The organism is Bacillus sp. EU55, from assembly GCF_038005925.1.
Lineage (GTDB): Bacteria > Bacillota > Bacilli > Bacillales > Bacillaceae > Bacillus > Bacillus velezensis.
The window spans coordinates 4,171,825-4,185,066 of record NZ_JBBOUE010000001.1 but is presented as its reverse complement, the minus strand read 5'-3'; the positions used below and the strand labels follow the sequence as shown (position 1 = coordinate 4,185,066).

Here is a 13,242-nt window from a genome sequence, read left to right as displayed (position 1 = left end):
CTGTAAATATGATATATTTATTACACAAAATGGGAAAGGGAGGTGTCCTGACAGATGGCTGAAGTGATGGCCCACGAAACAGTTGCGAAAAAAATCAGTGACTGGTATGAGGAAATCAAAAAGCACAACACCGAATCGGCTGAGGCGTTAAGAGAACAACTGCTTACGGATCTGCAAAATATGACACAAAATCAAACGGTGCTACTTTATTTTAATTTAATTGATTCCCGCTATAAGCTTTTGATGGAAGAGTATGAGAAAACAGACGGCATTTTAAAAACGATCCAGCTGAACGCCGATAAAGAAAAAACAGACCAGATGATTCAATACTATTATTATTTCTTTTCCGGAATGCACGAGTTTTACCGTAAACGGTTTATGAACGCAATAAATTTTTACCGGATTGCTGAAAGCAGGCTTCGGCACATACCGAATGAGATTGAAAGAGCCGAGTTTAATTATCAAGTGGCGATTGCCTACTATGAAATCCGCCAAAACTACTTTGCGATGAACCACGCGGAAAAAGCGTTGGAGATCTACAAAGCCAATGAAATGTACGCGGTCAGAGAAGCACAGTGTTTCATGGTGATCGGCTGTAACAGAATGGACTTGTTTCACTACCAGAAAGCCGAAGAGCTCCTGCAGACGGCGGTTCATCAAGCCGCCAAAGCGGGCGATCCGCATATTGAGGCGCTCGCCCACTTTAACGCAGGCATTTGCTATGAAAGACAGGAAAAGCTTGAGGAGGCGCGGGTCGAGTTTGAAACGGCTCTCGATCAAAAGGAGCATTTGCAATCAGCATATTCGGTGCGGAGTCTGTACATGCTGGCCAGAGTGTTATTGAAACAGGAACAGACGGATGAGGGCCGGTTTTGGCTGCATAAAGCGCTGAATGCCGCTGAAGAAAAAAACGAGCCCGTATACACCCAAAAGCTGAGCATCTTACAGCATGTCTTTATTGACCAGAGTGAAGAATCGCTTGAATCAGCTTTCGCCGAGTTAAGAAGGAAAGAGCTGTGGAGTGACGTTTCCGATTTGTCGTATCAAGCCGCTGCGCATTTTAAAAAACAGGAGAATTACAAACTGGCGGCGAAGTATTTTCAGGAATCAATTGATGCCAATGACCAAATTTTGAGATTGACGGAGGGGATTCGTAATGAAAACATGTAAATTCATTGTACTCTCAGCAGCCTTGGCAAGTCTCATTTCGATTGGATTATTTGCGCAAACTGGTTCAACGGCACAAGCCGACCAAATCATAAAACCGGCGGAAAACGGAGCCTTCGGATAATACTGCATGATACCGCTTTCAGTCCGTGTTTTGTAAGGAGTGATTCAATGGCTATCACGCTGCAGCCGATGACAGGACAAGAATTTCAGTCCTATCTCGCCCATTCAACCAAGCATTACGCTGAAGAAAAGGTAAAAGCGGGAACATGGCTGCCTGACGAAGCGCCGGAATAAGCGGAGCTGGCGTTTGAAGACCTGCTTCCTGACGGCTTGGAGACGGCCGATCACTATTTATGGACGCTGACATTGGACGGAAAGGAAAATGCCGGCTGGCTGTGGCTTCACGCCGATCCGGACCACCCGCAGCAGGACGCATTTATTTATGATTTCGGCCTTCATCCGCCTTTCCGCGGCAAAGGCTATGCAAAAGAGGCACTCGCAAGGCTGGAGGACAAAGCCAAAGACCTGGGTGTCCGCAAGATTTCTCTCCATGTGTTCGCTCATAACGAAACGGCGCGGAAGCTGTATGAGAAGACGGGATTTCTGGAGACGGATGTCATCATGAGCAAAAAGCTGTCGTGAAAAGGGGCCCGCACGCTGGGCCTCTTTTGTTATTCATCTAACAATGTCATCATGTGTTCCGGATAACGCTCGCCGGCCGCGGTGCCGATCGGAAACATCTCATCCAAACGCGCCTTCACATCCTCGGGAAGCACAATGTCGAGAGCGGCGAGGTTCTCTTCCAAGTAGTGTTTCTTTTTTGTACCCGGAATCGGAATGAGGTCATCGCCGTTTGCGAGAACCCATGCGAGCGCAAGCTGAGGCGCGTTGATATTCATTTCCCGGGCAATGGCGGTAAGTTTTTGGACGAGCCCTATATTCACCGCCAAATTGTCTCCCTGGAATCTCGGCGTTCTTCTTCTGTAATCATCGGCATCCAGCTGATCGGTCGACGTCATCTTTCCGGAAAGAAAACCTCTGCCGAGCGGACTGTAAGGCACAAAAGAGATGCCGAGCTCACGGCAGGCGGGCAGCACATGCTCCTCCGCTTCCCTGCTCCATAAAGAATATTCCGATTGAAGCGCGGCAATCGGATGAATGCGGACGGCGCGCCTGATCGTTTCTGCGGAAGCCTCTGACAATCCGATAAATCTCACCTTTCCTTCGTCTATCAGCTCCTTCATGGCGCCGACAGTTTCTTCAATCGGCACCCGCGGATCAACCCGGTGCAGATAATAAAGGTCGATATAATCCGTCCCGAGACGTTTCAGACTGGCATCACACGCTTTTTTCACATAATCGGGCCGTCCGTTGATTTCGATAAACTCACCCTTTTCGCTTCGGACATAACCGAATTTCGTCGCGAGGCACAGCTCCTTTCTGAATGGGGCGAGCGCTCTGCCGACAAGTTCTTCATTCGCACCCAATCCATATTGATCAGCCGTATCAAACAAATTCACGCCGAGATGAACGGCATGATGCAGTGTGGATATCGACTCTTCCTCACTCTGGCTGCCATAGTATTCCGACATGCCCATGCACCCTAACCCCATTGCGGAAACCCGCATCGAACCGATCGTTCTGTCCTTCATATGTCCTCCCCCTTTCTTGTATGATAACCGGATTTCCTTATATTTGAAAATATTTTAAGCATAATATTTACATATTGTTATAAAATTTTTAAAAATCTGTAAATTGGCTATTTTTTTATCGCAATTCCGTCATATAATGCAAATGTGGAAAAATTATACTTTGAGAAAAGAGGCGAAGTAATATGTGTAAAAAGCTGTTCAAAGCCGTTCTCCCGTTTGCCCTGTCGTTCACCATGGTTCTGTCGTTCTCCGGTACGAATGTCAAAGCGAAAGAACCAGAAGCAGCCCGCTACGCAAAAGAAATCGCAGAGCTTCAGCAGGGCACAACCCCGCAAGACGTTCTCCGATCCGCCAAAGAGCTTGCCGAGCAGAAGCACGTTTCAACAGAAGCGATTCTCAAGCAGTTTCATCAAGAAATCACGGCAGACAAGGTGCAAGGAAATGTAATCGCTTCCAAAGGCGGGCTCTCTGCAATGGGCGGATCATCCGGCACAAAAAAACTTCCGAAAAGCACAAAAGGCAATATTTATTACACGAACTCATACACGGCTTATTACAACCACGGGCATGTCGGCATGTATTCATCCGCTGATAAAATTGTCGAATCCGTGCCGGGAGACGGCGTCCGCCAGATTGCTTATAACGGAAGAGAAGTCGAAGACAATTCAATCGTCCAGACCGTGAAAGTCACTGATGCCCAAAAACAAGCCGCCGCTGACTGGGCTGTATCAAGAGTGGGTGATGAATACTCCTTCAACTTCGTCAATAACAGAAATACGGGCCATGAAGGTGCCAAAAACTGCTCAAAACTGCTGTGGTCGGCATTCCTTTTAAAAGCCGGGATTGATATCGACTCTAACGGCGGCTTAGGTGTATATCCGCGCGACATCACAAGCTCGTCTTACACGACCACGATTCTGACCATTCACTAAGGGGAACAACGTGAAAAAAATCATCTGGATACCCATAGTGCTCATCCTTGCCGCAGCGGTCTTATGCTTCTTCTATTTCCGCACGGAAGAGCCTGCGGAGGTTGATAGGGAAACATTAAATGACCCTGATTTTCTGAAAGATAAAGAAGCGCTGCTGTATTTCTCCACTGCGGCTGACCAAGACACGTTCGGCGGCGGAAAAAGCTATGCCCTCTTCGCCGATAAAAAGGGGCGGCTCTCTTCTTATCAAATGAAGGGGCTTGAGCTCGGATCGGCCAAAGTGCATGACGGCAGCGTGCTGATGGAGGACAAAAAAGGAATCTACACCGTTCAGGGCGGCCTTCACACGTATAAAAGAGCGTACCAGCATACGGGAGACAGCGCGGGATATATCGAACGGGCGAAAGGCTTTTACACGCTGTATAATTCGGGCTACGACAAGAGCGGCGGCAGCTATCGCTCAGAGCTGTACCGCCAGATTGACGGCAAGTGGAAGCAAGACGTCATCCCGCACTATATCCGCGCTTCAGGTTTTTTTAAAGATCATCTTTTCGCACTCACCCCGACAGATGACGAAAAAGGCTATCACGTCCAAGATATTCAAGCCGATAAAGAAAAGCTCCATACAAAATCAATTGCGACATGGACGTATAAAGAAGGCACGTCAGTCGAATCCCAGCTCGCCGCGGACGATGGCGCCGTCTGCTTTGTCACCAGAGGGGAAAAAGCAGACCACATCTACCAAATGGTGAAAGTTATGAGAAAGAGCGGCGCGATCAAAACATATGACATCGCCACCTATAGAAATGACGAACAGACGATCTATGACTCCATGCCGTTCAGCTTCAAAAAAAGCTTTTTCATGGAGCAGCGCAGCTTCTATTTCGTTGACGGCTTCGGAACCGTCTACCGCATCAACCCTAAGACCGGTAAAAGCAAAAAGGCCTTCACCCTCCCCGTATCACGAATGAAAGCCGACTTCAAGGAGCTGACCCATCAAAACGGAAAGCTGTATCTGTTCACATACAGCTACAAAAAGCCGGCCAAAATCGAATCCTTCGACCTGAAAACGGGCAAAAAACTGAACGACCGGACCATCCCCAGCCTGAAAGACATCATTACGCCGAAAAGCCATCTCAAACTGTACGATGTGCAGGTGATGGGCGGGTTTTGAAGAAGTATGAATTTGGGAAGAGCTTGCCGCTTTTGGTAAGCTTTTTATAATGAAACGTTACTGCAAGAAAGAAGGTGTTCATTTGAAATCATTCAGTCTCTTCTTATTGTTGTCCGTCATTTGTATAACCATTGTTTTTGTCATAATGAATATGTTGATTGGATACCCTGATGTGAGCAACGGAACATTGATTATGATTGTATATATCGTGGTGACCCTCATGATAAGGCGATATAGCAAGAAGAAAACCGACCGAACATAGAAATAGAGGAATTTGCACCGTAAAAGCAGAAGACAGTCAGATGAAGGAGGGAGCCGATGAAGAAAAAGCTTGCCGCGGTGACTGTAACCATTCTCCTGGTTTCCGTGATAACCAACTCTTTTTTAAACGGCGGAAAGCCGGACTGGATTGATGTATGCTGTACGCTGCTGGCGTGTCTATTAGGAATTCTGTTCGTCCTTCGCTTAGAAAAAAGAGAAAACACGTAAAGAGCCGGATGCTGCAAACGCCGGCTCTTTTTGCGCGTGATTTGCCGAATTGTGGATAAAACTCAGCCCGAAGCACTACTAACATGTGTATAAATAGGTTATATTGAGAAGAGAACAATTGCCGCGCGCAAAAGAAAACCGGAGGATGTAACAATGAAAACCGCTTATTATTCTTGTGAAGAACATATCGAAACCGTGCTGGACATGTACATAGATGATCATGAGCTTCCGCCCGAAATCAGAAAAATCGAAAATACTAACAGTTTATCCACAGCCTGTGAATTATGTGGGAACACTGCAACATATCTAGTAGGGAACGAATGATCCTACACAAAATACAGAAAAGATATCCACAATTGTGGACAATATATATGAATAACTTGTTTCTAAAGTGGGGATGACCTGTGAATATCAATATTGTGACCATCGGAAAACTAAAAGAAAAATACCTCAAGCAAGGCATTGAAGAATACAAAAAACGACTCTCAGCCTACGCAAAAATCGACATCATCGAACTCCCAGACGAAAAAGCTCCGGAAAACCTGAGCGACCAAGACATGAAAATCGTCAAAGACAAAGAAGGCGAACGCATCCTGGCCAAAATCAGCCCGGACACCCACGTCATCGCCCTCGCCATCGAAGGAAAAATGAAAACATCCGAAGAACTGGCCGATACAATAGATAAGCTGGCGACTTATGGAAAAAGCAAAATCACCTTCGTCATCGGCGGCTCACTCGGATTGAGTGACGCAGTGATGAAGCGAGCGGATGAAAAGTTGTCTTTCTCGAAAATGACGTTTCCTCATCAGCTGATGAGGTTGATTTTAGTAGAGCAGATTTATCGGGCTTTTCGGATTAACCGTGGGGAGCCTTATCATAAGTAGTGAGGTTTATGAACCGTTCATTTTGTGTGGGGAATTCTCTGAAATGATAATCGAAGTGAACGAATCTACCTAGTCACATTGTGAAAAATTAAAAATCTAGCTCTATTTTCTAGGCTATAAGTTTGTTTATCGTTTTGTATAACAATGATTTTATCTTAAGAATTTATCTTAAATTTTCGAAATCAATTATTTTTTGAAAAGTTCTCTTGATCAAACAATTATTTTTTTCTGTTCTTTAAAGGAGGGATAACTCAAAGGTTTAAACTCCGTATTTTGTAGTATGAACTTTTGTTACTCGATCTTTAAAGAAATTGTAATTTCGAAATAAGTATTTTGATTACTTTTGTATTTAAGAAAAGTGATGAAGGGTGGAAAAATGAGTATTATAAATGAAAAATATCAAATACTAGCTCCAAAACTGCAATATTTAAAAGATGAGGTAATTTTAAGTCAAGCTTGGAAGAAATCAAATTCATATATAAGAAGACATAATTGGTATGCTGATATATTAGAACTTGATTGCACAGTTGTTGATTTGGAAAAAAAACTCGAGCAATATGCGTTAGATTTATCAGAAGGTTCCACTTATAAACCAGATCCATTGAGGGTTATATTGGCCCCTAAGAATAAAAAATGGGTTTTTCCAGACGATGATAAAAAATCATGGTTACCTGCTAAAGGGGAAAACAATAAGACAGAACAGCCATTACGACCATTAGCACATATTTCAATTCGTGATCAAACCGTTAATACAGCAATAATGCTTTGTATAGCAGATGCTGTTGAATCTGTTCAGGGACCGACAGAAGAATCTGATTTTATTAAAGCACAACAAGAGCAAATCTACAGCTATGGTAATCGTCTACATTGTGAATGGATTTCCCACTTTAATAAAAAAAGGCAGGCTAGGTTTAGTTGGGGAAGTTCAAAAAGTTATCGCCAATATTTTGATGATTATAAGCGTTTTCTAAAAAGGCCACAAAATGTCTGCAATTATTATGAATCTACCTTACCTCCTAATAAGGAGTTATACGTAGTTTCTCTGGATTTAAGTAAATTTTATAATCATATAGATCTTAATTTATTAGTAGAGGAATTAAAGTATCTATATAGAGAATATGTTGATTATTATAACTTTTCACAAGAATATAAGGATGAAGAATTATTTTGGAAAAAAGTTAAAGAGATTTTTAAATGGGAATGGACAAAATCAGATTACACTAAAAATAATAATATAATTGAAAATGCGAAATCATCACTGGGTTTACCTCAAGGGCTTGTTGCGAGTGGTTTTTTTGCAAATGCGTATTTAATAAGGTTTGATCGAATGGTTGGAGAGTATTTGAAAGAGAATCTAAAAAAGAACCAGAAGGAGGAAATAAAAAAAGGCCGAAAAAAACTGGAGAAAATTGAGATATTGGACTACTGTCGATATGTTGATGATATTCGTTTGGTTGTAGAAGTTTCTGGTAATATTAAACCAGAAATAATCGAGAAGAAAGTTTCTCGATTAATAAAGTGCCTATTAAAACAGCATTTAATGATAAACCTAAAACGTAATAAAGAAAAAGATATAGATAAAGAAAAAATTATAGATATTAATGAGAAGAAAACAAGTATTGTATCGTTTCGTCAATTATCTAATAAAAGCAATATTTCTGCAGTAATGAATACTATCCAGCACGGAATAAGTGGTACGCCTGATGCAGATTCACTTCAACAAATTATTGGCGAGTTGTTTGGACTACTCAGAATGTCGGATGCCTTAGAGGGAGAAGGAATAAAGAAGGGAAATGAATTGGAGCTTTCCAGAATCTACCTTCCGCACATGGATATTCGTGACGAAACATTAAAACGTTTTAGTGCTACACGACTTGTAAAAACATTACGATTTAAGAAAAGTATGACTGTACATAATGAACAAGTTGCAATTAATGAGACAGGTACAAAAGTTATGACAGCAAGTCAAATGCTAGAACATGAATTTGAAACTGTAGCACGAAAACTTATTTCATCTTGGGCAGAGAATCCTTCTTTATCATTGCTCTTAAAGTGTGGCTTTGAGTTATATCCTGATGTCACATTATTATATCCTGTACTTGAGGCATTGGAATTAAAACTATTTGATAAATCTGTTTCACCGGATGAAATTAAAACTGCTGAATATGTTATTTCGGATCTATTAAGAGCTGCATCTACAAGTATAGGATATAAACCTGGTTATGTTTATCCTGAATCAGTGAATTTGAATGGATTTCGAGAAGAATTAGCTGTATTCGCAAAAAAACTGGTAAGTACAGAAAAACACTTTCCTTGGTATGTAAAACAACAAGCTATTTTATTTTTAATTACCAATGGGGATTATGGTTTCTCTATTGATGAGGATCAAGACGGACTAAATCTATACGAGTTATTACATGATTCAAGCCTTTACCGAATAAAAGGTAATAGTAAAATATTAGATAGACTTTCTACTTCCTTGATTGCTCAGCAATTAAACCCTAATAGGGAGAAATACGCTACATGGTTTATTGATTGGATAAATAATTTAAATGATGATAACTACAAAAAACAAGTACTTCAAATGCTGCTAACTAATCGACCTGATTTACTTTCAAAAGTTCTTCTATCGAGTAAGACAAAAAAATCAAATTGGAGGAATTTTATTCCTAGTAGTATAAGAATTCACTTAACAGAAAAAAAAGGGTTAAATTTTAATAGTAATTTAAAAGGGTTTGTTTCATTAATGGAGGTTATCGGTAGTAAAAATAATCCTTTCAAACAGGAAAATGCACTACTAAATCTTACTAAAGCCATATTAGAAGATCCCCATACGCTACAGAAATTAAATGAAGGATGGGGTGTTGCAGATATAAGAATTAGCTGTAAAAACTGGAATGGGGTGCAAAATCCCTCCTGTACTAATTTATCAATAAAATGGAATGAGCAAAGAGAGGAAAATACATTTAATCTATTTCAACCACCAAGTTGGATCAGAGAAAATTTTAAGTGGATGTATACTTTAGGCGCCATTTTAAGGGCTTGTTTGACAGGGGAATATGACTTTACATCCAATACATTTCTTCATAGGGAAGATATTGGAATATATAGAGGGATAAAATCTACTTCTTACACTCGCAAATTTGCTTTAATTAATAATGGAAAAGGCCTAGTGGAAGAGCCATCACCTATTACTCCATGGCTCATTGAATTTTTATATAAATTATTACAATGGCCAGGTATAAATTATAGGGAAATACTTATTAGAGAATGGAAGGATGTAAGTAATATAGGTGATTTACAACTCATTATTGGAAAAAGACTAGATCACCAAAGAAAAATATATGGTAAGTTATCTCGTACGCCGGTTTATACTTTACCTGTCTCAAGACATCTAAAAGATAAAAATCTAAAGCTTCGATTTGCTGTGGTACAGCCACTTCTCCCACAATTAGAGGATTTTAATGTAAAGGATCCAACAAGTTGGAGTAAATTATATAGAGAGAAACATAGAGATCATTTGGCATCAATATGTCATTTAGTGAACAAACAGGTTAAATCAACCATATCGGCAAAAAAACCCTTAACTGAAAATGATAATGGGGATACCTTTGCTGGAGTAGATGTAATTGTATTTCCTGAATTATCCGTACACCCTGATGATATCGAATTATTACGAGGTCTTTCGGATGAAACAAATGCACATATTTTTGCTGGTTTGACCTTTTTACATTCAACCTCTGAACAAAAACCTATAAATCAAGCTTTATGGCTTCTTAGATCAGAAACCGACTCTGGAAGAGAATTTACATATGTATATCAAGGAAAAAAACATATGACTAAACCTGAATCACAAATGGAAATTGAATCTTACCGGCCTTACCAAGCAGTAATTGAGCTAGAATGGAATGGAGAAGAGACAATTCGACTTGCTGGTGCAATTTGTTATGATGCTACTGATTTATCGATTGCTGCTGATTTACGTGATGTTTCGGATGTGTTCATCATTTCTGCTATGAATAAGGATATTCAAACATTTGACAATATGGTTAGTTATTTACATTATCATATGTATCAACCAGTTATACTAGCAAATACAGGTCAATTTGGAGGTTCAACTGTCCAGGCACCATTTTCAAACAATCAGCGCATTATTGCTCATGTTCATGGAAATCAACAAATTGCTATTAGCATTTTTGAAATAGACCCGTCCGTATTTAAACGAAAATCTAAACCAGAGTCATTTCCTGATATTAAGACTCCTCCGGCAGGATATGTAGGAAGAAATTAAAAAGCTTTTAACCACCTCAGTTACATGTAATTAAGAATCAGGGAGGATAGTAAAAGGTCCTGATCCTTCTTATTTATATTTTGAAATTAACAAATAAAATTAAAGGAGACTATTTACTTTGAAACTAAAAGCGTTTTTTTCTGTTCATGCTTGGAGACATTCATTAAGTATAAAAAAATTCCTTATGAATTGGCTCGCTGTATTTGGTGTCATTTGGACATTAATTGATTTTTTTGATTACTTTTTTATAAATGGTGAACATTCATTGAAGCCTAATGTGTGGTTAATTTTGATGACGGGGTTGATAATCTCTATATGGATTAGTAGACCGAGATTACTCAGAACCGTTTCTCTAGTGGATAAGGATATAACACTACAAATTGACGTTAATAATATTTTTAATTTTAAAGAGGAATCACTTATTATTCCATCAAACACTTCATTTCAACACAATCATATTGATGAAAATGCTGTGATTGTTCAATTTCGTAATCGTTTTTTTCCAAATTCCGCACAATTTGATGAGGCTATAGCAAATGCACTTGAAAATATCTCCAAAGAGGAATTTATTTTTAATGGTAAAAGTGTATATAAGTACCCAATAGGGACGGTAGCTGAAATAAAAGTACCTGGTTTTAATGGGCGAACAGCCTATATCCTTGCTTCTGCGGAATTGAATGAGTTTGGCAGAGGAGAGCCTAATATTAACGATTTAAGGGCAGCATTAAGCTCATTGTGGAAATATATTGGAGAGCAAGGAACTACTAAGCCATTGGTTATGCCTATTATTGGAAGTGGTCGGCAACGTCTTACATTTAATAGATATAAGTTAATTGCACAAATTGTTAGTACATTTCTAAGTGCTATACAGCAGAGAAAGTTTACTAGTCGCTTAACGCTTACAATCTTGCCAAAAGTATATTTGGAAAATAAGTGTAATATGGATGATATTGAGAACTATTTAGCTTGTTCTGATAAATTTAGTTTTTAGAGTATGATCGTGTGTCTGAATTTAGAATTACTACCGCTTTTATAAACCTAAATATATAGAGCAGATAGTTAAATTAAGGTTTTGTTTATACGGGGAAGGCCATGAAAATCATGACTCCCCTTTCTATTAATCCATACTCTGGTCTGTTTTTATCCTTTTAGACGAAAGTCGGGTTAGCATCTTAATATTTTCCAGCAAGGTTCAGTAGCAACCTCGAATTGATACCGTAGACGTTTTCATAATATCCAGGCTGTCATAGCGGGCACAGATGCGGATAATATTTTCCAGGCATACTTTGAAGCCGGAATAGCGCCTAGCCAGAGAACATCATGATTCCCCCATTGGAATAAAACTTTTTTATGTAATTAAGTTTTGAACAAAAAAAGAATTAAATATAGTTCTCCTCTAGTCCAACCTGCCGCCTCATGTTTTTGAAGCCCCTGTATTGCAAAGAGTCGTTAATAATGCATCGTTTCCTAATGTTCCCCAACCCCAAAAAGAAGCCGTCATTCAAGAATTCCCCTCTGAACAACAGCTTCTTTTCGCATTTTCCCTACAACAGTATAAATCCCTTTGCGTCACGGAAACCTAGTGGAAAAGGTTTCTGAAAGGAGGGGGCGTATGATGAAAAGTGAAAAAATTCAAAACAAAACATCTTTGGTTTGGAAGATGGCGATTGCCTCTGCGGTTTCTTGGGAAGCGGCAAAGCTGGCGGGTTCTAAACATCCGTATTTGGCTCCTCTATCCGTTATCTTATGTTTGCAATCGACCATAGATCAGTCGGTTCGATTTTCTTTTCATCGGATTGAGGGAACGGTCATCGGAATCATGTTAACCTCTTATCTTGTCAGTTACTTACAAATGAATGGCTGGATGCTGGGGCTGTTACTATTAGGCGGGACGTACGTTGCAAAGTGGTTACGAATAGATGAAACGGTTCTGCATCAGGTAGCCCTCACCATTTTATTGGTATTTACGTTTGAACGACACTCTAAAGATTATGCAATGGATCGGATCATCGATACGGTGATCGGCGTCGTTATTGCGATTCTGGTTCATATGTTCCTTTTCCCGCCGGACTATACAAAAAGGGCAGCGGACTCTTTTCAAACATTGGCTCGTCAGCTTTCCGGCACACTTTCAGACCTTTCCAAATGGGTGCAATCAGAGTGGGGGCAAGGAAAAGGGAACCTTATGGCGTATAGAATGAACAATCTTCTGCAAGAGCTGCATACGGCAAAAGAGATGCTGCAAACAGCCTCTGACAGCTTAAAATTCAACCCCGTCAGAAAAAAACATAAAAACATCATTTCAAGCTATCAAATAGAGATGCAAAAGTTGAACGCCGGATTTGAGTATTTATCGAATATAGTGAAAACGTTAAAAGAATGGGAAAAAGAGGGGGAGTTATCTTCAAGTGACAAAAGGGAGCTGGGGAATGATTTACAAGTGTTAAGTGAATACTTTGCGGGTTTTAAAGGAATACAGCAGGGTGAAACAGACAATTGGAAACAGAAGGAACAGGACATGTTATTGGAATCTCTCCGTTCCGACATGCTGTCGCACCCCCCGCCCGGTCATAAGGTCTATAAAGACTCTTTTTTTTTAGAAACGAAGAAATTGCTGAAGCGTTTGTAATGTTTTCCGGAATTAAAGAAT

Annotated in this window: 11 protein-coding genes and 2 pseudogenes; 11 read left to right on the top strand and 2 right to left on the bottom strand. The window is 40.1% G+C overall.

Translation table 11 applies throughout. The features are described 5' to 3' along the window. The first annotated feature begins 54 nt into the window (after positions 1-54). From NYE50_RS21315 to NYE50_RS21305, 3 genes and pseudogenes are all read left to right on the top strand, one after another. Positions 55-1,170 carry a response regulator aspartate phosphatase gene (locus NYE50_RS21315; protein ID WP_072176788.1) on the top strand — a complete coding sequence of 372 codons (1,116 nt, stop codon included), beginning with the start codon at positions 55-57 and terminating at the stop codon, positions 1,168-1,170. Beyond that, positions 1,157-1,291, top strand: a complete 135-nt coding sequence (locus NYE50_RS21310) for a hypothetical protein (protein ID WP_004393139.1) — start codon at positions 1,157-1,159, stop codon at positions 1,289-1,291. Before NYE50_RS21315 ends, NYE50_RS21310 begins: the two co-directional genes overlap by 14 nt. A 47-nt stretch (positions 1,292-1,338) precedes the next feature. Next, positions 1,339-1,812, top strand: a pseudogene (locus NYE50_RS21305) (GNAT family N-acetyltransferase). Positions 1,813-1,841: 29 nt separating this feature from the next. Here NYE50_RS21305 and NYE50_RS21300 read toward each other — a convergent pair. Continuing rightward, complete coding sequence (locus tag NYE50_RS21300; RefSeq protein ID WP_159353646.1) at positions 1,842-2,822, bottom strand: aldo/keto reductase; 981 nt, start codon at positions 2,820-2,822, stop codon at positions 1,842-1,844. 182 nt (positions 2,823-3,004) lie between these two features. Here NYE50_RS21300 and NYE50_RS21295 point away from each other — a divergent pair, with 182 nt between their 5' ends. The 7 genes from NYE50_RS21295 to NYE50_RS21265 all read left to right on the top strand — a co-directional run bounded on the left by NYE50_RS21295 (position 3,005) and on the right by NYE50_RS21265 (position 11,583). Beyond that, positions 3,005-3,754, top strand: coding sequence for a YiiX/YebB-like N1pC/P60 family cysteine hydrolase (locus NYE50_RS21295; RefSeq protein WP_159353645.1), 750 nt, complete (start codon positions 3,005-3,007; stop codon positions 3,752-3,754). A 10-nt stretch (positions 3,755-3,764) separates the two neighbouring features. Next, positions 3,765-4,928, top strand: coding sequence for a hypothetical protein (locus NYE50_RS21290; RefSeq protein ID WP_224988537.1), 1,164 nt, complete (start codon positions 3,765-3,767; stop codon positions 4,926-4,928). Positions 4,929-5,246: 318 nt separating this feature from the next. Continuing rightward, positions 5,247-5,417 (top strand): hypothetical protein, encoded by a 171-nt coding sequence (locus tag NYE50_RS21285; protein ID WP_004393146.1) that lies wholly within the window; start codon positions 5,247-5,249, stop codon positions 5,415-5,417. 153 nt (positions 5,418-5,570) lie between these two features. Then, positions 5,571-5,741 (top strand): CxxH/CxxC protein, encoded by a 171-nt coding sequence (locus NYE50_RS21280; protein ID WP_159353644.1) that lies wholly within the window; start codon positions 5,571-5,573, stop codon positions 5,739-5,741. Positions 5,742-5,821: 80 nt separating this feature from the next. Beyond that, a complete protein-coding gene (gene rlmH, locus NYE50_RS21275; RefSeq protein WP_007407874.1) occupies positions 5,822-6,301 on the top strand; it encodes a 23S rRNA (pseudouridine(1915)-N(3))-methyltransferase RlmH in 480 nt (159 codons plus the stop codon). Positions 6,302-6,677: 376 nt separating this feature from the next. Further along, entirely contained in the window at positions 6,678-10,592 is a 3,915-nt protein-coding gene (locus tag NYE50_RS21270; protein WP_159353643.1) for a reverse transcriptase, read from the top strand. Positions 10,593-10,710: 118 nt separating this feature from the next. Further along, entirely contained in the window at positions 10,711-11,583 is an 873-nt protein-coding gene (locus tag NYE50_RS21265) for a macro domain-containing protein (protein ID WP_159353642.1), read from the top strand. Positions 11,584-11,767: 184 nt separating this feature from the next. On the opposite strand, the pseudogene NYE50_RS21260 reads toward NYE50_RS21265, so the two are convergent. Then, positions 11,768-11,936 (bottom strand): annotated as a pseudogene (locus tag NYE50_RS21260) (fructose-bisphosphatase class III); the annotation flags it as partial. A gap of 268 nt (positions 11,937-12,204) precedes the next feature. Here NYE50_RS21260 and NYE50_RS21255 point away from each other — a divergent pair. Continuing rightward, a complete protein-coding gene (locus tag NYE50_RS21255; RefSeq protein WP_159353641.1) occupies positions 12,205-13,221 on the top strand; it encodes an FUSC family protein in 1,017 nt (338 codons plus the stop codon). Positions 13,222-13,242: the final 21 nt, after the last annotated feature.

Excerpts from the sequence above, each read along its gene's own strand:
- NYE50_RS21315 (WP_072176788.1), top strand. The coding sequence starts at position 55 with ATGGCTGAAGTGATGGCCCACGAAACAGTTGCGAAAAAAATCAGTGAC.
- NYE50_RS21295 (WP_159353645.1), top strand. The coding sequence starts at position 3,005 with ATGTGTAAAAAGCTGTTCAAAGCCGTTCTCCCGTTTGCCCTGTCGTTC.
- NYE50_RS21270 (WP_159353643.1), top strand. The coding sequence starts at position 6,678 with ATGAGTATTATAAATGAAAAATATCAAATACTAGCTCCAAAACTGCAA.
- NYE50_RS21280 (WP_159353644.1), top strand. The coding sequence starts at position 5,571 with ATGAAAACCGCTTATTATTCTTGTGAAGAACATATCGAAACCGTGCTG.
- NYE50_RS21300 (WP_159353646.1), bottom strand. The coding sequence starts at position 2,822 with ATGAAGGACAGAACGATCGGTTCGATGCGGGTTTCCGCAATGGGGTTA.
- NYE50_RS21285 (WP_004393146.1), top strand. The coding sequence starts at position 5,247 with ATGAAGAAAAAGCTTGCCGCGGTGACTGTAACCATTCTCCTGGTTTCC.
- NYE50_RS21310 (WP_004393139.1), top strand. The coding sequence starts at position 1,157 with ATGAAAACATGTAAATTCATTGTACTCTCAGCAGCCTTGGCAAGTCTC.
- NYE50_RS21255 (WP_159353641.1), top strand. The coding sequence starts at position 12,205 with ATGATGAAAAGTGAAAAAATTCAAAACAAAACATCTTTGGTTTGGAAG.